Origin of the sequence: Scrofimicrobium sp. R131 (genome assembly GCF_040256745.1) — a bacterium.
Classification (GTDB): domain Bacteria; phylum Actinomycetota; class Actinomycetes; order Actinomycetales; family Actinomycetaceae; genus Scrofimicrobium; species Scrofimicrobium appendicitidis.
The window spans coordinates 252390-272976 of record NZ_CP138335.1 but is presented as its reverse complement, the minus strand read 5'-3'; the positions used below and the strand labels follow the sequence as shown (position 1 = coordinate 272976).

Below are 20587 nucleotides of genomic sequence, written 5' to 3'. Positions count from 1 at the left end.
CGGTGGTCTTAGGTTACCCTCACTTGGTTTCCACCCGCCGGACCGGAGGTGCCCGCGACCGGTCTCACCCTCGGATTCAAGGCCTCAAAGTGGCGCCACCGCACCGTTTTTCGGAGTGAGTGATCAGTCGGTCACGCTCACCAGCCGCGGGGGGACCGGTCCCGATTCTGCGACTCTTCTTTCTCGCGTTCCCGCTCCTGCTGCTCCTGGTTGCGTTGCTCAAGTTCCTCGCGCCGAGCCTGCTCTTCCGGGGTCTCCCCCTCGAAGGGATCGGCCGGGGCCGGCTCGGGTTGATCCGCACCCGACTCTCCCTCGCTGGGCCGATCCGACTCGTCCTCCGAACTGCTGGACTGGGGATCCTGGCACGGCTCCGCCCAGTTCTGGCCCTGCCGGGTGCTCGCCTCCGCCTCGTCCCCACTTTGGGTGGCGGCCAGTTGATCCCAGCCCGCCGCCAAATTGAGCCGGACCTGACACTCGTAGGTGTAGGCCTGGATCCGCCCATCCGCGTCCGGGAGAGCCCGGGGCACCTGATCAAAGGCCAGTGCGAGCCGGTCGATCGCCTCTTCGGAACGGCCCTGGTGCAGCAGCGCGGTCCCTTCGTTGTAGCGGCCTACCCACAGCGGCTGGTGCGAGTAGATGGCCTCCGCCCGGTCCCAGTCGCCCTGGCTGCGCGCCCAGGCCGCGGTTGCCTGCAGCGCCAACCCAGCCAGCCCCGCTCCTAGTGCCAGCACCAGCAGGGGGGAGAGAATCCACAGGGCACGCAGGTAGCGCCGGTTCCGCGGGGGACGCGGGCCCGGGGTGGGCCGCGGGAGTGCCCCAAACGGTGGCAGCGGACTATCGGACATTGGCCCTCCAATCGCGCGCCAGCACCCGCAGTTTAAACAGCAGCAGGACCCCGGCCCCGAGCGCCAGGGGCCAAACCAGGTAGCGGTAGGTCTGCTGCTGGTTCCGTTCGTCTTGAATCTGCTGGGCCTCAGCCATGAAATCCAACTGGTCCAGCGACGTTGGGTTCAGCAGCAGCGGGACCCCGAGGGTGTCGGCTAACTGTTCCAGCGTGGCGGGGTCCAAATACGACAGTTCCTGGTTTCCCTCCTCGTCGGTGATGTACTCCCCGTCCGGGTAGGTCCGCATCGGGCCGCCGCCCTCGGTCCCGTAACCCAGCACCGCACCCCCGTCAATCAGGTTCGCAATCTGTGCCCAGGCGGGGGAAAAATCTTCCGGGTCCGTCTCTTCCCCGTCGGTGAACACCACCAGGAACCGCTTGTTCTCCGGGCGAGACTCGGCCGCATCCGCCAGCGTGGCCAGCAGCAGGTCGGCCGGACGGCTCAGGGACGAGCCGGCGGAAAACTCGGCCAACTCCTGGTGGAGCACCTGGGCGAAGCTGTCCACTGCGGAGGAGTCGGTCGTCACCGGCAACTCCAACCGGGCGGTGGAATCCCAGGTCAAAATGGCATACCGCGCGCCCGCGGTGTCGTCGACCAGCTCGACAATGTCCCGGGCCACCCCGGCCAGACGCGGCTGTCCGTCCTCCCAATCCTCGGCGGCCATCGACCCGGTCCGATCCACCGCCAGGTAAATCTCCACGTTGCTGGTCATCTCCAGTTCCTCCCCGGGGATGGAAGGACCGGCCAGGATCAGCCCGATCAGCGCCCCCAGGGCGAGGCGACGCGGGGCCCGGGCCCGCACGGTCAGCAGGGTGAGGGCCACCCACAGCACCGCAAACAGGACCAGGACAACGGGGCTCACCAGCGGTTGGAAGATCATAGGCGCCTCCAAGCCAGCAGCGCGAGCAGCAGCAGCGAGCTGCCGGCCAACCAGAGGGCAGCCGTTCGGGGTCGATCAGTTTCCACCACCCGGTTGCGACCTTCGGCTTCGACCAGTTGCTGCGCCTGGATGTCAGCCACGATTCCTTCCACGGAGCCGGGATCGTCCGCCTGATAGAACGTTCCGCCCGCGCCCTCCACCAGGGAGCGCAGCGCCTCCCCTTCCGAGGTGAGCGCACCGTCGGGGGATGGATAGAGCGCAATGATCTGCACATCCTGGTCGGTGGCGAACTTGACGGCCTGTTCCAACGTGTAAATCTGGGGTCCCTGGACCTCGTTGTCGGTCACCAGAATCACCGTTCGGGAGCGTTCCTGATCCCGGTGGTCAAACCCGAGCACGCAGGAAGCCAGCCCGTCTCCCACCAGGGAGGCAATCTCCTCCCCGTCGGGCGCATCCACCCCGTGCAGGTAGTCGAACAGCTCGTTGGAGACCAGGACGTACTCGCCCTCTTCCCCCATGTAGCCGCGCCGAATCACCCCGGCTGCCTCGGCCAGGACGTCGTCAATCAGCTGGTAGTCATCGGTGAGGGAAAATTTGACCACGGTCTGGGCCGACCACATTTGCAGGGCCATCCGCTCCCCGGAAAAGTGGGCGGACACCTCGCGCATGTGATCCAGGATCTGACCGTCGTAGGGCAGCATCGAGCCGGAGGCGTCCAAGCAGAGGACCAGGTCCCGGCGGGCCAAAGCCGGATTCTCCACCCGGCGATCGACCGGTGCCCCCGCCAGGACGGCGCTGGCACAGACGGCGGCCAGCACCGCGCCCGCGGCAGATCCCATCAGCACCCGATAGCGCCGCTGCTGGGTGCGGAACGACGGGAGGGCAAACAGGGTGGCGCTGTTGGCCAACCAGGTCCGGGTCGCCTCGGACCGGCGCGCCAACTGCCACGCCAGCAGCGCTCCGGCCGCCACCAGGATCAGGGCTGTCAGCCACGGGTATCTCATTGCTCCACCACCCGCCGGGCCAGGGTCAAACCGGTTTCAATCAGTTGGGCGGGCGGCTCCACGGCCCCAAAGGACGGGGGTTCGCACCAGCGCAACGCCTCCGTCAGAGCGGGCCAGCCCACCGCTTGAACTTCAGCCACGGTCATGGCCTCCACGTTGGCTCGAAGGCGCTCCGAGGCGGCCGCCCGGATCAGGGCCGACAGGGCCAGGTGGGCCTCTCGCGCCCCCAGGTGGCCGGCCTCCACCTCGGCAATCTGGCGCAGATAGCGCTCACGCACCCGCTGGTCCAGCGAGCGCAAGACCAGTTCGGGACGCACCTGAGAGCGGCGATAGGCCACCAACAGAGCGAGCGTCACTGCCAGCGACACCACCACCAGGGTCACGGAGATGACCCAGACCCAGTTCGGATACAGAATCGGCTCACGCATGGCGATCGAAGAGCTCTAGCAGGGCGGGCAGCACTTCGGCCCGACTGGCGGCGGTGGCGTGGGGGACCGAGTTGAGAACCTGTTCGACCCACTGGAGGCGAGCGCGGTTCAGGTTGGCCCACTGGTAGGCAACGGTCGGGTTGGTTTGGGCAAACTGGGGGATCAGGGCGCCGCCCACGTCGCGAACCGGACCCGGTCCGGCCTCGGTCGGGTCCAGATCTGCCACCAGGAAGACGAACACCGAGTGGCGAGCCTGGAGCCGACGAAGCGCCAGCGCGGTCGACTCGTTCAGCTGGTAGGCGTCGGTGACCAGCAGCACCATAGACCGGTGCGGGAGCGGGTAGCGCAGCAGCCGGTCCAGGTTAGCGGCGGGACCGCTCACCTGGGCGCGCTCGGCCAGGCGCAGGATTTGCTGGGAGTGGGCCGTGCCGGAGCGAGCGGGAACCGCCCGCACCTCCGCCTGGTTGCCCAAAACCAAGCCCAGGTGGTCGCCGCGCATCAGCCAGCAGATGGCGGTGACGAACTCGAGCGCCACCTGCTTCTTCGTTTCGGTCAGGCTGGCCGCGGCCGCCATGTTGGCGCCGGCGTCGAGCAGCAGGTAGGCGGAGAGGATCGCGGTCGCTTCGAACTGCTTCACCACGGGCTGGTTGTGGCGGGCCGTGGCTTTCCAGTCAATGTCGCCGACGTCGTCGCCCACTTTGTACTCGTCCATCTCCAGGAACTCGTGGGAGGTCCCGGCCCGCGCACCCCGGTGCATCCCGGCCAGTTGCGTCAGCAGGCGACGCTGGACGGGAAGGGAGACGAGTTTGCCGTAGTCGTGCAGCACTTAGGGCACCGGGACCGCGTTGAACACCGCGTCGATCAGCCCCTCAACCGAAACGTCGTCAGCCACGGCGTCCCAGGTGCGGATCAGGCGGTGCCGGAGCACCGAGTAGCGCAGGGCTTTCACGTCGTCGGGAACCACGTAGGAGCGGCCCAGCTGCAGCGCGTGGGCCTTGGCGACCTGCTGCAGCGCGATGGCTCCGCGCGGCGAGGCGCCCAACCGGACGTGGTGGGTGAAGCCGGGCAGCGGGGCCGGGCCGGAGCCGCGGGTGGTATTGACCAGGTCGACGATGTAGGACTTGATCGAGTCGTGGACGAACACGCGCGAGGTCAGCTCCTGCAACTGCTCCACCTCGGCCAGGGTCAGGGGGTCGTTCAACTCTGGTTCCTCCCCCACCCGCTGCAGGATGCTCATCTCCTCGGCCGGGGTCGGGTAGGAGATTACTACCTTCATCAGAAAGCGGTCCATCTGGGCTTCGGGCAGCACATAGGTGCCCTCTTCCTCGATCGGGTTCTGGGTGGCCATCACCATGAAAACGTCGGGGAGCGGGAAGTGCTCGCCGCCAATCGTGGTTTGGCGCTCCTGCATCGCTTCCAGCATTGCGGACTGGGTTTTGGCCGAGGATCGGTTGATCTCGTCGAGCAGGACGAAGTTGGCGTGGACCGGCCCCAGCTGGGTCTCGAAACGACCCGTGGTCGGCAGGTAAATCTGGGTCCCAATGATGTCGTTCGGCATCAGGTCCGGGGTGCATTGGATCCGCCGGAAACTGCCGGAGACGGCCTGGGCAAGAGTGTGGGCGGCCGTGGTTTTGGCCAGGCCGGGCACCGACTCAATCAGGATGTGTCCCCCGGCCATCAGGGCCGCGGTGAGGGAGTCGCGCAGTTCAAGCTGCCCCACGATCCGCTGGGCAAAGATCTGCCGGATTCGGCCGATCAAGTCTGTGGCTGTCGCCGTCTCCTCCGGTGTGAGGTAGCTCATTGCGTCCTCCTTGGTTGTCTCCCCTATCCTAACCGCGGACGTGGAAAGGCCCCACCCGGGTGGCCGGTTTGGCCGGTGCGGGTGGGGCCAGTCGTCAACAACTAGGCGTTGGCGATCCGCTCACGCAGCTTGTCCAGCTGGGTGTAGATGCCAGCGGGGACCTTGTCGCCGAACTGCTTGAAGTACTCGGCCGAATCCTCAGTCTCAGCCGCCCAAGCTTCCGGATCGATGGTGTAGAGCTTGTCCCAATCTTCCTTGGTGAAGCCCTCCAGGCCGTCGATGTTGAAGTCCTCGAACTTGGGGTAGCGCCCGGTCACGCCGTCGACCGCTTCGACCTCGCCCGCGCGACGACGGACGATCCAGTCCAGCACGCGGGAGTTGTCGCCGTAGCCCGGCCACAGGAACTTGCCGTTCTCGTCCTTGCGGAACCAGTTGACCTGGTACACGGTCGGGAACTTGTCGCCCAGCAGCTTGCCCATCTTGATCCAGTGACCCCAGTAGTCGGCCATGTTGTAGCCGCAGAAGGGCAGCATCGCGAACGGGTCGTGACGCAGCGAGCCGACCTTGGCGTCCAGCGCCGCGGCGGTCACCTCGGAAGCGACGGTGGCACCGACGAAGACGCCGTGCTCCTGGTCGTAGGCTTCGGCCACGAGCGGCACGTTGGTGGCGCGGCGGCCACCGAACAGGATCGCGTCGACCGGCACGCCCTGCGGGGCTTCCCAGTCTTCCGAGATAATCGGGCACTGCGAGGCCGGGGTGGTGAAGCGGCTGTTCGGGTGGGCGGCCGCGGTGCCGGACTCGGGAGTCCAGTCGTTGCCGTGCCAGTCGATCAGGTGAGCCGGAACCTCGCCGTCGATCCCTTCCCACCAGACGTCACCGTCGTCGGTCAGCGCGACGTTGGTGAAGATGGTGTTGGCCTTCATGGTTTCCATGGCCATCGGGTTGGTGTCGTAGGAGGTGCCCGGCGCGACCCCGAAGAAGCCGGCTTCCGGGTTGATCGCGTAGAGGCGGCCGTCGGGGCCCGGACGCATCCAGGCAATGTCGTCGCCCACGGTGGAGATCTTGTAGCCGGGGATGGTCGGCTGCAGCATGGCCAGGTTGGTCTTGCCACAGGCGGACGGGAAGGCGGCGGTGATGTGGTAGTCCTTGCCGGACTTCTCATCGGTCATGCGCAGGATGAGCATGTGCTCAGCCATCCAGTCGTTGTCCCGCGCCATGGTCGAGGCGATGCGCAGGGCATAGCACTTCTTGCCCAGCAGCGCGTTGCCGCCGTAGCCCGAGCCGTAGGACCAAATTTCATTGGTCTCGGGGAAGTGGGTGATGTACTTTTCGTCGTTGCAGGGCCAGACGGCGTCAGTTTCGCCTTCGGCCAGCGGAGCGCCGACGGAGTGAACGGCGGGAACCCAGGGCTTGCCTTCGGCAATCAGGTCCATGGCCGGGGTGCCAATGCGGGTCATGATCCGCATGTTGACCACCACGTAGGGGGAATCGGTGATTTCGATTCCGAGCTGGGAGATCGGGCCGCCCACGGGTCCCATCGAGAACGGGATCACGTACATGGTCCGACCCTTCATCGAGCCGGTGAACCGCTCGTGCAGGATCTCTTTCATTTCCTTCGGATCGGCCCAGTTGTTGGTGGGGCCGGCATCCTCGGGGTTCTCGCAGCAGATGTAGGTGCGGGATTCAACGCGCGCCACGTCAGAGGGCAGCGAGCGGGCCAGGAAGCTGTTGGGGCGCTTCTCCGGGTTCAGCCGGATGAACATGCCGCTGTCGACCATTTCAGAAGTGAGGCGGTCCCATTCGGCGTCGGAGCCATCGGCGAATTCGATCCGGTCTGGCTGGGTCAGAGCGGCAATTTCAGCCACCCAAGTGATCACGTCTTCCGGAGCGTTTGACGGCGCGGCCGCGCGCACATCCTGTTCAGTTACGGACATTAGTTGCTTGCCTCCTGAGGGACATATTCGTGCGGGAAACCCTCCCGCGCTAGCCGTTCTATTATCGCGTGGCTTGAGACCAATTGCACCTACCCTTAGTCCCAGGTACGGCGCCTGATCGACCACAGTGCGGATCCCGCGGGGAAGCACCTATGCGGTTGGGCCTAGGACGTTTTACTGCAAAACGTGACAACGGTCTTTCTGATTGTGCGATTTGCCTGTTGTGCCATAGTCTGGTTGCGCCCGCAACGCAAATGGAGGACTACCAGTGGGAAAGACAAAAGATCGGGGCCCCTCGTTTTTCGAGATCCTCAAGGCGCAGGCTAGCCAGTTGGTGACGGCGGTCGACCTGTTGACCACCCTGTTCAATGCTCCGGAGGAAGAACGGTACCTACTCAGGGATCGTCTGCACGAGGTAGAACACGAGGCAGACAACCTGAACCACTCGATTATCCGCAAACTGAACCAGTCGTTCATCACGCCGTTTGACCGGGAAGATCTCCAAGCCCTGGCCTCACTGCTGGATGACTGCATGGACCTGCTCGACGAGGCGGGTGACCTGCTGGTCCTCTACAACCTGCACGACATCCCCGAGCCGGTCTTCTCGCTGCTCCAGGCCCAGATGCAGGTGCTAAACCAGTGCGCGTTCCTCACCGCCGAGAACATGCCGAACCTGAAGCGTCCGCAGGACATGCGGGAATACTGGGTTGAGATCAACCGCCTGGAGAACGACGGCGACAAGGCCTACCGGCGCACCCTCAAGCACCTGTTCGACACCGGCATTGACCCGATTACGGTCATCAAGCTCAAGGACGTGGTGGAGGTGCTCGAGAAGTGCACCGACAAGTTTGAGGACCTCGGCAACGCGATCGAGTCCATCGCGGTGAAGGAGTCCTAAACCAGTGGACCTCAACCTCGTTTTGGTCGTCGTCGTCATTGCGATTGCCCTGCTATTTGACTACACCAACGGGTTTCACGACGCGGCCAACGCTATCGCTACCTCCGTCTCCACCCGGGCCCTGACCCCCCGCGTCGCCCTGGCCATGGCCGCGGTGATGAACGTGGTCGGCGCCCTGCTGGGGACCGAAGTGGCGAAAACCATCGGTGAAGGCATCATCGATATCTACCAGTACTCCAATTCGACCGACGTCAGCATCCAGCGAATGGGGCTGATTATCGTCCTGGCCGCCCTGGTGGGGGCAGTCACCTGGAACTACATCACCTGGTGGTTCGGGATGCCCTCGTCTTCCTCTCACGCCCTGATCGGCGGCTTGGTGGGCGCGGGCTTGGCCTCGGCCACCCAGGTCCAGTGGACGGGCATCCTCGATCACGTGGTGATCCCGATGGTGGTGTCCCCGGTGATTGGCTTCGTGGCCGCCTTCCTGATCATGAAGGGGATCATGCGCTGGCTGGCTAACCGCCCGTTCCAGCGGACCATGCGCCGCTTCCGCTACGCCCAGACCGTCTCGGCCGCCGCGATGGCGCTCGGCCACGGCCTGCAGGATGCGCAGAAGACCATGGGTGTGATCGTGATGGCGCTGCTGGCCGGCGGCTACGGCGAAACCCACAACATCTTCGACCCGGTCACCGGCGACATGCAGATCCCGCTCTGGGTGAAGCTGTCCGCCGCGGCCGCTATTTCGCTGGGAACCTACTCGGGTGGCTGGCGGATCATGCGGACCTTGGGTCGCCGAATCATCGACCTGGACCCGGCCCGCGGGTTTGTGGCTGAGGGCGTCTCCGCCGCGGTGCTGTACATTGCCGCGTTTGGGGCACACGCGCCCATCTCCACCACCCAGACGATCACCTCGGCTATCCTCGGTGCCGGCGCAACCAAGCGCTGGTCCGCCGTCCGGTGGAACGTGGCCGGAAACATCGTGGTGGCCTGGTTCCTGACTCTGCCGGCGGCAGCGCTGGTCGCCGGGATCATGTTCTTCCTGTTCCACACGGTGATTCCCGGTTGAGAATCCGTCCGCTAGTTGCAGCCGGCCTGGGCGCGGTGGCGCTCGGGGGCTGCAGCTCGGCTCCCACCATTGAGGTGGGTGACTGCCTAACCAATCCCAGCGCGGACCACGTCCGCGTCATCTCGTGCGAGCAGTCGCACAGCGGCGAGGTGGTGGGCTCCTATCGGGCTGAGGACGGCCCCTACCCGGGTGAAGCGGCCCTGGAGCAGCAAGCGCAGGGGTCCTGCGCGGCGGCGTTCGCCCTCTACGTCGGGGTGCCGGTCGCCTCGTCCATTTACGACCTGGTTCCGCTCCTACCCACCAAGAACACGTGGGAAAAGCGCGGCGACCGGGAGATCCTCTGCGTCGTCCGCTCCACCACCGGCGAAAGTCTGATCGGCTCCGTCCGAGGTTCAGCCCGCTAGGTCAAATAGGTGTAGGGAATGTGCCGCTCCAGGTCCAGCACCCGGGGCTGATCACCGTGGGACACGTGAGCGACAAACATTTCTGCCGTCCGGAGACCCTCCTCGACCCCCGGGGAGCGCAAACCCCCCTCCAGCAGCGGCTGGAGTAGCGCCGGCAGGCCCGGGCGATGCAGGGAGACGACGTGCACCCCGGTCCGTTCGGCCAGCAATGAACGCATCAGCTCGGTGGCTCCGCGCGGATCCGCATCCTCGGTCAACACGTCGTCCGTGTGGATCGGGAGGCGCGTCAGCTCGGCGTAGGGTCCCACCGTTTGGCGACACCGGAGCCAGGGGGAAGAAATCAGGTGGTTCGCCCCGAACGCCGACAGCAGCGGGGGCAAATCCAGCGCCTGCATCCCACCCAGGCGGGTGAGGGGACGGTCGGCTTCACTGCCCTCCCATTTCTTCCGCGAGCGGGCCTTGGCGTGGCGCAGCAGAATCACGGTTGACGAGGTCAGCTCACCCCGGGCCCCGTGCTGGAGCAACTCGGTCAGCAGGCGGCGATCGCCGCGCCGGGTCAGGATCTGGCGTGCTTTCGAGGGCCGGCACCAGCGGGCCTGGTCGATCTCTTTGCTGGGGGCCCGCTCCACCGGGGGCCGAGCCGCCTTGGCCGGGTCCGGGCCGAGGGCCTGAGCCGCCCAGTAGTGCACCTCTTTGGTCTGCCCCGAACCGAGCCGGTACCGCTGCAGGGTCAGCGGCTTTTGGAGGTAGACGAGCTCGCCGGTTTCCTCTTCCACTTCCCGGACCGCGGTCTGGGCCAACGGCTCGTTTAGCTCAGCCTTGCCTTTGGGCCAGGACCAGTCGCGATAGCGCGGCCGGTGGACCAGGAGCACCTGAATGTCGTTGGGGCCAAGCGGAGTCCCGGGCTCTGGCAGGTCGCCAACGGGACGCCAGACGAGCGCGCCGGCCGATCGGATTAGGCGTTGAGGGAGAGCCATAGGACGTGGTACCACCCTTACACCTTACCCTCTTAGCGACCCACCACCCGCGCCGATGCTTCGTCCATCAGAAGTTCCTGAATGTCCTGCAGGGGTGCCCCGTCCTTATCGTGGGTCCGCCGCTTCCAAGCTCCGGACTTGCGCAGCTGCCAGGAGGAGATCCGCGGGGAGACGCCGGTTTTGATCAGCGTGACCAGGTAGGCCACCTGCTCGGGATCCTCGATGCTGACCAGCGCCTCGACCCGGCGATCCAGGTTCCGGTGCATCAGGTCGGCCGAGCCGATCCACGCCTCCTGCTGCTCCCCCACCCCGAAGGCGTAAATCCGGGAGTGCTCCAGGTAGCGGCCCAGGATCGAACGCACCTTGATGTTCTCGGACAGGCCCTTGACCCCGGCCCGGAGCGCGCAGATTCCCCGCACGACGATGTCGATCTTCACCCCCGCCTGGGAGGCTCGGTAGAGGGCGTCGATGGTCGCCTCGTCCACAATCGAGTTGACCTTGATCCCGATCCAGGCATCCTCCCCGCGCAGGCGCCGAGCCATCTGCTCCTCAATCCGCTCAATCAGGCCGGACCGGATTGACACGGGTGCCACCAGCAGGCGCCGGAACGTCGACTTCGGCGCGTAGCCGGACAGCTGGTTGAACAGGCGGGTCAGATCCTGGGTGACGGACGGGTCGGCGGTCAGCAGTCCCAAATCCTCATATCCGCGGGCGGTCCCCGGGTGGTAATTGCCGGTCCCGATGTGGCAGTAGCGCCGGAGCCCGTCCGCTTCCTCCCGGATCACCAGGGACAGCTTGCAGTGAGTTTTCAGCCCCAGCACCCCGTAGACCACGTGGACCCCGGCACGCTCTAGCTGGCGGGCCCAGGAGATGTTGGCATCCTCGTCAAAGCGGGCTTTGATTTCGACAATGGCCACCACCTGCTTGCCCAGCGAGGCGGCCTCGATCAGGGCGGAGACAATCGGGGACTTCTCCGAAGTCCGGTACAGCGTCTGCTTGATGGCCAGCACGTGGGGGTCCCGCGCCGCCTGGGTGATGAACTGCTGAACCGAGGTGGCAAACGAGTCGTACGGGTGGTGCAGCAGGACGTCGTGGTTCCGGATCGAAGCGAAAATGTCCCCCGGCTGGGAGGATTCCACCTCGGACAGCCCGGCCGGAGTCACCGGCACGAAGGGCGGGTACTTCAGCGCGGGCAGGTCCAGGTCGTGGAGCTGGTTAAAGGCGGTGAAGTCGAGCGGGGGCGGCAGTTGGAACACGTCCCCGGCGGAGATCTCCAGCCGGTCAATCAGGAAGTTTCGAACGAACGGCGTGATCGAGTCGGTCACTTCCAGGCGGACCACCTGGCCGAATCGGCGCCGGGACAGCTCCTCTTCCATTGCGGTCAGCAGGTTCTCCGCGTCGTCCTCTTCCACCTCCAGGTCTTCGTTCCGGGTCACCCGGAACGTGTGCGCCTCTAGGATTTCCATCCCCGGGAACAGGTGGTCCAGATGCGCGGTGATCAGGTCCTCCAGCGCGATGAACGTGGCTCCGCGTCGCTGGCGGACATGGTCCTCCGGGTTGCCGTCGGTGTTGGCCGTGTCCACGTTGATCAGGCGCGGCAGCGTCTCGGGCACCTTGATCCGAGCGAAGTGACGCTTGCCGGAAACCGGATTGTGCACCACGACCGCCAGGTTGAGCGAGAGGCCCGAAATGTAGGGGAATGGGTGCGAGGGGTCGACCGCCAGCGGGGTCAGCACCGGGAAGACGCGCCTCCGGAAATAGGTGGCGAGCCGCTCGCGCTGGGCCTCGTCCAGGTCGTTCCAACTGCGCAGATGCAACCCGTTGTCATCGAGCGCGGGCAGCAGGTCCTCCAGAAAGTCCTCAGCCTGACGGGTGGTGAGTTCCCGCGTTCGGCGCAGGATCAGGTCCAAGATCTCGCGCGGGGCCAGCCCGGAAGCGGTCGGCACCGCGATGCCGGCGGCAATCCGACGCTGAAGGCCGGCCACCCGGACCATGAAGAACTCATCCAGATTGGAGCTGAAAATGGCTGAGAACCAGAGCCGCTCCAAAAGGGGCACGCTCGGATCCTCCGACTGCTCCAGCACCCGCTCGTTGAAGGCGAGCCAGGACAGCTCCCGATCGGCAAAGCGCCCGTCGGGAAGCGGGTGGTCAAGGCCCATCGGCTTGGACCGGTCCAGGGGCAGCCCCAGGATCGGGGACACCTCGTCCTCCCACTCTTCCTGGGTGAGTTCTGCGAGGCGGTCCACCTCGGCAATGGGGTACTCCTCGTCCTGGTGTTCCTCCCCGACCAGCTTGGTCGCATCCAAAAACAGCTCTTCGGGCAGGGCGGGTTCCCAGTCGGAGATTTCCGGCGGCGCCTCTTCCACCGGAGCCTCGGGAACAGAGTCGGGCGAGGTCATGGGGACTCCTTTATCCAAGGGTGCCCTGGCGAGCCTGCCGGGCACTTTCCCTGAGTTCTTGGGCCGTGTCGAGCAGGGCGCGGGGGCGTCGGGTCACGGGGTGGGCCAGCTCGTGTTCGTCCGACTCAATCCACCGAGGACCTGCTGAGACGCCGGCTGCCATCACCTCCAGGGTTCGGGCCGCCACCTCCAGCACCGGGGAGAGCTGATCTTCGCTGGCCCGGCCGCCGAGCACAATCTCGAGCCCGCGGAGGACGTCGCCGAGCGGGGGAATCGAGTCGGGGGTCTCCCCCTGGGCGAGCAGGGCCTCCCGCCCCTCGTCGAAGCGCTCGTCCACCGTCGCGGGGTCAAGCTGGTGCCACTGCCAGAGCAGGTAGAGGCGCCAGAGAGCGCCCGCGAGGGTGATTTCGGAGGATCGGTCCCACAGACCCGCAATGGCATCGACGCCCTGGGATTGGACCACCTCCACCAGGCGGTCCACGTGCTCCTGGTCGAAGTCTCCCTCCGGGACTCCCATCAGTGCCCAGGCGGAGGTGTGGGCAATCTCGGCCTCTTCGGCCGGATCCCCATCACCCATGATTTCTTCGGCCTCTTTCGGGTCGAGCATGGCTGGACGACGAAACCTTCTAGCTTCCACAGCTGTTTCCTTCCCACCTTCGACCGGCACCTATCGTGACAAATACCGATTTTTGCTCCGTTAGCATCCAGACTACAATGGTTGTGGGCCTATAGCTCAGCTGGTAGAGCAACGGACTTTTAATCCGTGGGTCGCGGGTTCGAGCCCCGCTGGGCCTACCAGGGTCAGAAGCCGCACTATTCGTTGAAATAGTGCGGCTTTTGCATTGCCTTCACCAGGCAAAAACCCCTCCCCCAGGCATCCAAAACCAGCAAGGGTACCCTATGCGGTACCCTAACTGGACTTAGCAGCAAAAGCCCCCAGTGAGCGAGACAGACCCCCAGGCAGAAAGTGGGGGTCAAGACCTGCAAAGTGATCCTGTATCAACTTGATCCGACCGGGATACCACTGCATAGTAATGAGTGTCAGCTCGGAGCAAAAGCAACACCCAAAGCAGCGCAAGCTTAGATCAGCAGAACTTGAGTTTTGCTTTCAGCGCTATCCCAGTTCTGCCTGCACTATGGCAGCTACTGCGGGACAAGGACGGTAGCTAAGAAGGAACGCGGGGATTGAAAATGAACGAACCATCTTCAATCCCCGCCACTCAAGCCTACTCCGGGCTCCAGCACCGAGAAAGGGAAGAAACAATGAAACGAGACCTGATGGGGGTCGCGGTCATGCTGGCAACCACCGCAGCCCTCCTGCTACTAACCGACAGAGGCACAGGCTGGAAGCCAGTAGCCGCCTGGTCACTATGCGCGGTGGGCTGGGCACTCACCGCCTGGAACGTACTGGTCCAACAGGGCAGCAGAAAATGAGCGTGCACTACCTGGCACTGCGGGACGTAGCAGAGCGGATCGGAATCACCGAGGGAACCGCGCGCGGCTACTCCGGCCGGGGCATCCTCCCAGAACCAGACGCGCTCACCGGCTCAGGCCCAAGAGCCGTGCGCGGATGGCTACCCGAGACAATCGACACCTGGCAAGCCCAACGCCCCGGACGCGGAGCCCGCACCGACCGAGCACAGCCCTAACACACATTCAGGCCGGACCCTCACTGTTTCTTCCACCCAGAAGATTAGGTCCGGGCGGATAGTCCACGTCTCGCCGGAACGATCCTCGGCGGCCAGGGAAATAAAGACACCCAAGCGGGCATCAAAAAACCCGCCGCAGGGGCGGGTATGAGATGAGAACCGTTAGATTCGCACAATGTCGGTCAGTGGGACGCCTAGGACGTCGGCCGCATGCATCAACTCGTCAGCCACCACGTCCCAGTCTCCCTCTTCAACGTCGAGATCAACGAGTTCTCGACTGCCCTCGTCCAGCAGGGGGCAAGCGGAGTCGGACAGCTACTCAGCTAACTCCCGTCTGCTCATCGTCTCCACGCTCTCATAGTCGGTGAAATTACCGGGGCACCTGTCCTGCAATCGACTTCCTCTGGGCCCTGAGTTACACCATTTGGCCGCGGCGGGAACCCACCCGGCCAGCGGAACCGGGCCGCGCCTAGCTCACTGACTCTGCCGGTATCTCCGGGTTGCTGCTGGTGACACCGACGATGGTGGCCAGCGCCAGCAGGTCCAGTCCGACCACCAGTGCCAGCTGCGACGCGGTGGGGACGCGGTCCAGAAAGACCAGACAGAACGCAGCGACGATCTGGAGGGCCACAATCACCAGCAGGACCACGAGGGCCCGATGGCGCCGATTCATCATGTTGTTGTCTCCTGCCGGTTTTTCATTGTGATTTCAGCTTTTCACAGTCAGCTCACGGGCGATACTGACAAAAGTTAGTGACTTGCGAGCGGGCCCGCGCTCGGGCACCCGCCCCGGGATGACCAAAGCCGCGCCAGCTCAGGCTGACGCGGCTGGTCCCGGGAGGCAGGGTAGACGGCCTGACTTCCGGAAGCATGGTTGCCTCGGCTCAGAGAGCGGCGGTAAACCATTGGGTGATCGTGGTCGGATGGGTGATGGCCGTGCCAACGACGACGCTCCAGGCGCCTCGGGCGATTACTTCGGCCGCCTGCGCGGGCGTGTGGACCCGCCCCTCGCACAGGACCGGGAACTCGGGGAACTGCGCCACCGCCTGGTCCAGGAACTCGAAGTCCGGACCGTCAGTTTTGGCCCGCTCGCCGGTGTAGCCGGCCAGGGTGGTGGACAGGATGTCCGAGCCGGCCTCGGCCGCCATTTCCATGTCGGCGATGGAACCGCAGTCGGCCATCACCAGGATCCCGTCGTCGTGGAGGCGCGCAACGGTTTCGGCGTAGGTGAGGCCGTCGCGGCGGGGACGCCGGGTGGCGTCGACCGCGACAATGTCCGCTCCCGCCCAGGCGCAGGAACGCGCGTGGCGGAGGGTGGGGGTGATGTAGATGCCCTCGTGCCCGTCTTTCCACAGGCCGATTACCGGCACCTGCACCTGACCGCGGATCGCGGAAATATCGGCCAATCCCTGGCAGCGGATGGCGGCCGCTCCCCCGGCTTCGGCGGCCAGCGCCATTTGGGCCATCGTCTCGGGGTGACGCAGTGCCTCCCCGGGGTAGGCCTGACAGGAGACCACCAGTCGGCCCCGGAGCGATTCAATCAGCGGATCCATGATCAGTTTTCCTCACTTTTTGTCTGTGCGAAGTGGGCGGCCCCCAGCAGGGGCGCATCCCCACCGAGCTGGCCGGGAACCAGCGGGGTGTGAGCCACCGGGTCCATTGCCTGCGCGGCAAACCCGGACCGGACGGCGTCCCACCAGGTTTGACCCGACTTGGCCACGGAACCGGAAATAATGACTACTCCCGGGTCCCAAGTGTTGGTGAGCCCGGCCAGCACCTCTCCCAGGGCCAGCCCGGCGTTGGTGACCACGGCCCGGGCCACCTCGTCGCCCGCTTCGGCTGCCTCGTCCACCGCCCGCCCATCGAGCTGACGCCCGGTCCTGCGGCGATACTCGTCGGCAATTCCGGTCCCCGAGGCGATGGTTTCCATATGCCCGCGCCGGCCGCAAGAGCAGACCAGGTCGCGGGCCAGCCGGTGGCCGACGTGGCCTAAGTGGCCGGCCACCCCGTGCTCGCCGTGGCGAACCTGCCCGTTGGCGACCAGCGCCCCGCCGACCCCGGTGCCGATGCCGGCCGCCAGGGCGGAGGGGTAGGTCCGGCCGGCCCCGTAAACCTGCTCGCCCAACGCGTGGGCCAGCACGTCCCCGGTGACCGCGACCGGCAGGCCGGTAGCTGCAGCCAGCGTGGGGCCAAGCGGCGTGCCCGCCCAGCCGGGAATCAGGTCGGTGGCGGAGGTGACGCACCCGGTTTCGGGGTCGATCACTCCCGCCGAGCCAATCCCGATCGCGCTCACTGATCCGGCCGGCACCGCGGCAATCATTTCCTGGGCCAACTGGACGAGGTCGGCCAGCAACTGCTCGCCGCCCCGCTCGGGGCGGGTGGGTTGGGAGCGGCGCTGCTGGACCCGGGGTGGATCGGTCAGATCCACCAGGCCCGCAGCCACCTTCGTTCCCCCAATGTCCAGGGCCAGGATGGTCATCAGTCCAGCAGCCCTTCGGCCCGCAGGACGTTGGCGATCGCCTCGACGTTGGCGCCGGTGAGGCTGGGCACCGGCTCCGGCATCTGGTTGCTGGTGAAGACGCCCAGCAGCTGAAGCGCGGTCTTGAAGGCTCCGACCCCGGCCCCAAATCCACTGACGCCCTTGACCACCGAGGTGATGTCCATCAGGCGTGAGAGTCGGTCCTGCTCGGCCTGCACGGCGGCCCAATCGCCGGCGCGGTAGGCCTCCCACTGGCGGACAAAGCCGTGCGGGTCGACGTTACCCAGGCCCGGAACCGCTCCGTCAGCGCCGGAGAGGTAGGCGCCGTCCACCACCACCTCGTGTCCGGTCAGCAGCGAGAGCGGGCTGCCCGCATCCCGGTTGGCCAGCACGAGGCGGCGGAAGGAGACGTCGTCCCCTGAGGAGTCCTTCACCCCGGCCAGCACCCCGTCCACGCCAAGCCGGACCAGCATTTCCGGCTGCAGCTTGGTGTGCACCGAGACGGGCAGGTCGTAGGCGTACAGGGGGGCGTCGACCGCTTCGGCCACCACTCGGAAGTGGCGCTCCACCTGCTCGGGACCACCCAGGCCGTAGAAGGGAGCGGTGATAACAATGGCGTCGGCCCCCAGGTCCTGGGCGCGCTGAGCCTGCTCCACCACCCGCGCGGTCTGCATGTCGATCGCCCCGACCAGAACCGGGACGCGCCCCGCAGCCACCTCGACGGCCGCACGGGTCACCTCGTCCCGGCGCCGATCAGTTGAGTAGGCGACCTCACCGGAAGATCCCATCACGAACAGGCCGTGAACCCCCGCGTCGAGCATGCGGTTGACGTTGCGATCAAAGGATTCCCGATCAAACTCTCCGGTGGGGAGCAACGGGGTAACTACGGGAGGAACAACTCCACGAAGAGACATTAAGCAGACCTTTCTCAGGATCAGTGCACACTGGGGTGCAGCAGGGAGGGTGCAGCGCCAAGCAGCGTGCGGGTATAGGGATCTTTCGGGTGGTGCAGGACCTGCTCGGCCGGTCCCTGTTCGACGATGAGGCCACCGTTCATCACGATGATTTGGTCGGACACGTAGCGAACCGTCTGGATGTCGTGGGAGATGAAGACCATCCCCAACTGCAGGTCATCCTTCAGGTCGGTGAGCAGGTTCAGGATTTGGGCGCGAACGGAGACGTCGAGGGCCGAAGTAGGTTCGTCGGCGATGATCGCATCCGGGTTCAGAGCCAGGGCGCGGGCAATGGCCACGCGCTGACGCTGACCGCCGGAAAGCTGCCCGGGAAGGGCCCCCAGGACGGAACTGGGCAGACCCACCATTTCGATCAGCTCGCGCACGCGCACGTGGCGTTCCGAGTCGGTGCCCACGTGGTGCACGCGCAGCGGGTCGAGCAGCTGCTCCTCAACCACCATGCGCGCGTTCAGGGCGGTGGCGGGGTCCTGGAAGACGACCGAGACGACGCGGCCAATTCGCTTCCGGTCCTTAGCACTGCGCTTGGTCACCTCCTCGCCCTTGAAGAACACCTGGCCGGAGGTGGGGGCCTGGAGTCCGCACATCACGTTGGCGGTGGTGGACTTGCCCGAGCCGGACTCGCCCACCAGGCCGATGGTTTGACCCGGCATCAGGGAGAGGCTAACCCCCTGAACTGCCCGCACCAGGTTCGGGTGAATCAGGGAACCGGTCCGCGTCTTGAAGGTGACGTCTACGTCGCGCAACTCAATGATGGGTGCGCTCTGGTCGGGGCTCATGCCTGTACCTCCTGGGAATCTGAGCCGGACACCTGGGCGAGGAGGGCGCGAACCCCGTTCGGGTCCTCAATTAGCAGGTCGTCGGGCACGACCGTGGCAAAGCGGTGATCGTGACCCACGTCGACGAGTCGGGGTCGCAGGCTCGGATCTTGATCCGGGTGCGAGGAACGCGGGGCGAACCGGTCACCGTCGGGGAAGTCCCGCGGGCTGGGCACCACGCCGGGCACCTGGTGGAGTCGACCCGACCCCGCCTCGATCGACAGCACCGACCCGAGCAGGCCGCGGGTGTACTCGTGGCGCGGGTCGATCAGGATCTGACGGATCGGACCCTGCTCTACCACCTGGCCGGCGTACATCACCGTGACACTGTGGGCCACCTCGGCCACCAGCGCCAGGTCGTGGCTGACGAAGATCATGGCAAAGCCAAGCTTTTCGCGCAGCTCGTTCAACAGGTCGATCACCTGCTTCTGGACGGTGACGTCCAGCGCGGTGGTCGGCTCGTCGGCGATCACCAGCTTCGGATCTCGAGTCAGAGCCATGGCGATCAGGACGCGCTGGCGCTGCCCACCGGACAGCTCGTGCGGGTAGGATTCCAGCGTTCGTTTGGGGTCCAATCCGACCAGTTCCAGCAGTTCCTCCGCGGTGCGGGTGCCGCCGCGGCTGGTCAGCTGCTTCATCTGGGCGCGGATCAGCATCGACGGGTTCAGCGAGGAGAGCGCATCCTGGTAGATCATCGCGATCTCGTGGCCCAGCAGCGCCTGACGCTCCTTGACCGGCATCGTCAGCAGGTCCTGGCCCTGGTAGAGGACTTCGCCCTCGATTTCGGCGCGCGGATCGAGCAGGCCGATGATGGCCAGGGAGGTGATGGACTTGCCCGATCCGGACTCGCCCACCAGGCCCATGGTTTCGCCCGGGCGGACCGAGAACGAAATGTGGTCGATGACGTTGACCTGCCCGTGACGCGGGAAGCGAATGCAGAGGTTGCGCACCTCCAGCAGCGGCTCCGCGTCGGCTGAGAAGACCAGGCGGTCCCGGCGCTTGAGCTCCACTTCGCGCAGTTGCGTGAGCGCCGCATCCAGCGATTCGGCCTGGGCCTTGTGAGCGGCGACCGGATCCAGCAGGATCTGGTCGGCTTCGCGCTCGCCAGCCAGTTCGTCGGGCTTGGGGGCTTCGCCCTTGGGGGCAGCCACCAGGCCGTCGGTCAGGCCTTCGGAGAGGATGTTCAGGGACAGCACGGTGATCATGATGGCCAGGCCGGGGAACAGCGCTTGCCACCAGCGCCCGGACAGCACGCCCGAACGAGCGTCAGCCAGGATGTTACCCCAGGTGGCGGTCGGTTCTTGGATGCCGGCCTGAATGAAGGACAGCGAGGCTTCGAAGACGATCGCGTCTGCCACCAGGACCGTGGTGAAAACCATGACCGGGGCAATGCAGTTGCGGACCACGTGCTTGATCAGGATCCAGCGCGCGGAGGCACCCGAGACGATGGCCGCCTTGACGTAGTCCTCACCGTATTCGCTCATCACGTTGGCGCGAACCACGCGGGTCAGCTGCGGAATGTAGAGGAAGCCAATCGCGAAGATGATCACGACCAGGGAGTTGCCGAAAACGGAGACGAACACGGCGGCCAGGGCGATCCCGGGGAAGGACATGATCACGTCCATGATCCGCATGGTCACCTCGGAGGCGGCCTTGTTGGCTACCGCGGCGAAGGAGCCGATGATCGAGCCGAGCAGCAGCGCGAAGGCGGTGGCTCCCAGGCCAATCACCAGCGAGTACCGGGCCCCGTACATCATCCGCGAGAGGACGTCGCGCCCCTTCTCGTCGGTTCCGAACAGGAACTCAGAGGAGGGCGCCTGCCGAGCGGTGAAGATTTCCAGCGGGTTGTGCGGTGCCAGCAGCGGGGCAAACACCGCGATGCCAACAATGAGGACCAGCAGCACCAGTGCCAGGCGGGAGCTCCACGGCATGGCCCGCAGGCGCCGGAAGCGGACGTTGCCCGCACTGTGTTCCATTTTTTCTGTGAGTTTGCGT

20 protein-coding genes and 1 tRNA gene are annotated in these 20587 nt (G+C 65.6%); 5 read left to right on the top strand and 16 right to left on the bottom strand.

Going from position 1 to position 20587, the window contains the following annotated elements; genetic code table 11:
* Positions 1-137: 137 nt before the first annotated feature.
* From SAC06_RS01350 to SAC06_RS01320, 7 genes are all read right to left on the bottom strand, one after another.
* A complete protein-coding gene (locus tag SAC06_RS01350; protein WP_350258426.1) occupies positions 138-845 on the bottom strand; it encodes a hypothetical protein in 708 nt (235 codons plus the stop codon).
* Positions 835-1764: a vWA domain-containing protein gene (locus tag SAC06_RS01345; protein ID WP_350258425.1), complete on the bottom strand. Its 930-nt coding sequence runs from the start codon at positions 1762-1764 to the stop codon at positions 835-837. The genes SAC06_RS01350 and SAC06_RS01345 overlap by 11 nt, the downstream gene beginning before the upstream one ends.
* Positions 1761-2768: a VWA domain-containing protein gene (locus SAC06_RS01340; protein ID WP_350258424.1), complete on the bottom strand. Its 1008-nt coding sequence runs from the start codon at positions 2766-2768 to the stop codon at positions 1761-1763. The genes SAC06_RS01345 and SAC06_RS01340 overlap by 4 nt, the downstream gene beginning before the upstream one ends.
* Positions 2765-3196, bottom strand: a complete 432-nt coding sequence (locus tag SAC06_RS01335; RefSeq protein WP_350258423.1) for a hypothetical protein — start codon at positions 3194-3196, stop codon at positions 2765-2767. The genes SAC06_RS01340 and SAC06_RS01335 overlap by 4 nt, the downstream gene beginning before the upstream one ends.
* Entirely contained in the window at positions 3189-4022 is an 834-nt protein-coding gene (locus SAC06_RS01330) for a DUF58 domain-containing protein (RefSeq protein ID WP_350258422.1), read from the bottom strand. The genes SAC06_RS01335 and SAC06_RS01330 overlap by 8 nt, the downstream gene beginning before the upstream one ends.
* Positions 4023-4997 carry a MoxR family ATPase gene (locus SAC06_RS01325; RefSeq protein WP_350258421.1) on the bottom strand — a complete coding sequence of 325 codons (975 nt, stop codon included), beginning with the start codon at positions 4995-4997 and terminating at the stop codon, positions 4023-4025. It abuts the gene before it with no gap.
* A 101-nt stretch (positions 4998-5098) separates the two neighbouring features.
* Positions 5099-6931 (bottom strand): phosphoenolpyruvate carboxykinase (GTP), encoded by a 1833-nt coding sequence (locus SAC06_RS01320; RefSeq protein ID WP_350258420.1) that lies wholly within the window; start codon positions 6929-6931, stop codon positions 5099-5101.
* A gap of 268 nt (positions 6932-7199) precedes the next feature.
* Here SAC06_RS01320 and SAC06_RS01315 point away from each other — a divergent pair, with 268 nt between their 5' ends.
* From SAC06_RS01315 to SAC06_RS01305, 3 genes are read left to right on the top strand one after another with little or no spacing between them, the layout of a single operon-like run.
* On the top strand, positions 7200-7829 hold the full coding sequence (locus SAC06_RS01315) for a DUF47 domain-containing protein (RefSeq protein ID WP_350258419.1): 630 nt from the start codon (positions 7200-7202) through the stop codon (positions 7827-7829).
* Between the two features lie 4 nt (positions 7830-7833).
* On the top strand, positions 7834-8895 hold the full coding sequence (locus tag SAC06_RS01310; protein WP_350258418.1) for an inorganic phosphate transporter: 1062 nt from the start codon (positions 7834-7836) through the stop codon (positions 8893-8895).
* Positions 8892-9299, top strand: a complete 408-nt coding sequence (locus SAC06_RS01305) for a septum formation family protein (RefSeq protein ID WP_350258417.1) — start codon at positions 8892-8894, stop codon at positions 9297-9299. Before SAC06_RS01310 ends, SAC06_RS01305 begins: the two co-directional genes overlap by 4 nt.
* Here the strand turns inward: SAC06_RS01305 and SAC06_RS01300 are convergent.
* The 3 genes from SAC06_RS01300 to SAC06_RS01290 are packed head-to-tail and all read right to left on the bottom strand — an operon-like array spanning position 9296 to position 13312.
* On the bottom strand, positions 9296-10276 hold the full coding sequence (locus SAC06_RS01300; protein WP_350258416.1) for an NUDIX hydrolase: 981 nt from the start codon (positions 10274-10276) through the stop codon (positions 9296-9298). The genes SAC06_RS01305 and SAC06_RS01300 overlap by 4 nt on opposite strands.
* 32 nt (positions 10277-10308) lie before the next feature.
* Positions 10309-12675, bottom strand: coding sequence for an RNA degradosome polyphosphate kinase (locus SAC06_RS01295; RefSeq protein ID WP_350258415.1), 2367 nt, complete (start codon positions 12673-12675; stop codon positions 10309-10311).
* Between the two features lie 10 nt (positions 12676-12685).
* Positions 12686-13312 carry a hypothetical protein gene (locus tag SAC06_RS01290; protein WP_350258414.1) on the bottom strand — a complete coding sequence of 209 codons (627 nt, stop codon included), beginning with the start codon at positions 13310-13312 and terminating at the stop codon, positions 12686-12688.
* A gap of 85 nt (positions 13313-13397) precedes the next feature.
* Here SAC06_RS01290 and SAC06_RS01285 point away from each other — a divergent pair.
* Positions 13398-13473 (top strand) — tRNA-Lys (locus SAC06_RS01285).
* A 632-nt stretch (positions 13474-14105) separates the two neighbouring features.
* Positions 14106-14324 (top strand): transcriptional regulator, encoded by a 219-nt coding sequence (locus tag SAC06_RS01280; protein WP_350257626.1) that lies wholly within the window; start codon positions 14106-14108, stop codon positions 14322-14324.
* Positions 14325-14793: 469 nt separating this feature from the next.
* Here the strand turns inward: SAC06_RS01280 and SAC06_RS01275 are convergent, their stop codons facing one another.
* From SAC06_RS01275 to SAC06_RS01250, 6 genes are all read right to left on the bottom strand, one after another.
* Complete coding sequence (locus SAC06_RS01275; RefSeq protein WP_350258413.1) at positions 14794-15000, bottom strand: hypothetical protein; 207 nt, start codon at positions 14998-15000, stop codon at positions 14794-14796.
* A 208-nt stretch (positions 15001-15208) separates the two neighbouring features.
* Positions 15209-15877 (bottom strand): N-acetylmannosamine-6-phosphate 2-epimerase, encoded by a 669-nt coding sequence (locus tag SAC06_RS01270; RefSeq protein WP_350258412.1) that lies wholly within the window; start codon positions 15875-15877, stop codon positions 15209-15211.
* A 2-nt stretch (positions 15878-15879) separates the two neighbouring features.
* The gene (locus SAC06_RS01265) at positions 15880-16803 is read right to left on the bottom strand and encodes an ROK family protein (RefSeq protein ID WP_350258411.1); all 924 of its coding nucleotides are present in this window, start codon (positions 16801-16803) and stop codon (positions 15880-15882) included.
* The gene (locus tag SAC06_RS01260) at positions 16803-17717 is read right to left on the bottom strand and encodes a dihydrodipicolinate synthase family protein (RefSeq protein ID WP_350258410.1); all 915 of its coding nucleotides are present in this window, start codon (positions 17715-17717) and stop codon (positions 16803-16805) included. Before SAC06_RS01260 ends, SAC06_RS01265 begins: the two co-directional genes overlap by 1 nt.
* A 20-nt stretch (positions 17718-17737) precedes the next feature.
* Positions 17738-18553: an ABC transporter ATP-binding protein gene (locus SAC06_RS01255; RefSeq protein ID WP_350258409.1), complete on the bottom strand. Its 816-nt coding sequence runs from the start codon at positions 18551-18553 to the stop codon at positions 17738-17740.
* Complete coding sequence (locus SAC06_RS01250; protein WP_412766224.1) at positions 18550-20568, bottom strand: dipeptide/oligopeptide/nickel ABC transporter permease/ATP-binding protein; 2019 nt, start codon at positions 20566-20568, stop codon at positions 18550-18552. The genes SAC06_RS01255 and SAC06_RS01250 overlap by 4 nt, the downstream gene beginning before the upstream one ends.
* Positions 20569-20587 lie beyond the last annotated feature (19 nt).

Excerpts from the sequence above, each read along its gene's own strand:
- SAC06_RS01350 (WP_350258426.1), bottom strand. The coding sequence starts at position 845 with ATGTCCGATAGTCCGCTGCCACCGTTTGGGGCACTCCCGCGGCCCACC.
- SAC06_RS01345 (WP_350258425.1), bottom strand. The coding sequence starts at position 1,764 with ATGATCTTCCAACCGCTGGTGAGCCCCGTTGTCCTGGTCCTGTTTGCG.
- SAC06_RS01340 (WP_350258424.1), bottom strand. The coding sequence starts at position 2,768 with ATGAGATACCCGTGGCTGACAGCCCTGATCCTGGTGGCGGCCGGAGCG.
- SAC06_RS01335 (WP_350258423.1), bottom strand. The coding sequence starts at position 3,196 with ATGCGTGAGCCGATTCTGTATCCGAACTGGGTCTGGGTCATCTCCGTG.
- SAC06_RS01325 (WP_350258421.1), bottom strand. The coding sequence starts at position 4,997 with ATGAGCTACCTCACACCGGAGGAGACGGCGACAGCCACAGACTTGATC.
- SAC06_RS01320 (WP_350258420.1), bottom strand. The coding sequence starts at position 6,931 with ATGTCCGTAACTGAACAGGATGTGCGCGCGGCCGCGCCGTCAAACGCT.
- SAC06_RS01300 (WP_350258416.1), bottom strand. The coding sequence starts at position 10,276 with ATGGCTCTCCCTCAACGCCTAATCCGATCGGCCGGCGCGCTCGTCTGG.
- SAC06_RS01295 (WP_350258415.1), bottom strand. The coding sequence starts at position 12,675 with ATGACCTCGCCCGACTCTGTTCCCGAGGCTCCGGTGGAAGAGGCGCCG.
- SAC06_RS01280 (WP_350257626.1), top strand. The coding sequence starts at position 14,106 with ATGAGCGTGCACTACCTGGCACTGCGGGACGTAGCAGAGCGGATCGGA.
- SAC06_RS01275 (WP_350258413.1), bottom strand. The coding sequence starts at position 15,000 with ATGATGAATCGGCGCCATCGGGCCCTCGTGGTCCTGCTGGTGATTGTG.
- SAC06_RS01270 (WP_350258412.1), bottom strand. The coding sequence starts at position 15,877 with ATGGATCCGCTGATTGAATCGCTCCGGGGCCGACTGGTGGTCTCCTGT.
- SAC06_RS01265 (WP_350258411.1), bottom strand. The coding sequence starts at position 16,803 with ATGACCATCCTGGCCCTGGACATTGGGGGAACGAAGGTGGCTGCGGGC.
- SAC06_RS01260 (WP_350258410.1), bottom strand. The coding sequence starts at position 17,717 with ATGTCTCTTCGTGGAGTTGTTCCTCCCGTAGTTACCCCGTTGCTCCCC.
- SAC06_RS01255 (WP_350258409.1), bottom strand. The coding sequence starts at position 18,553 with ATGAGCCCCGACCAGAGCGCACCCATCATTGAGTTGCGCGACGTAGAC.
- SAC06_RS01250 (WP_412766224.1), bottom strand. The coding sequence starts at position 20,568 with ATGGAACACAGTGCGGGCAACGTCCGCTTCCGGCGCCTGCGGGCCATG.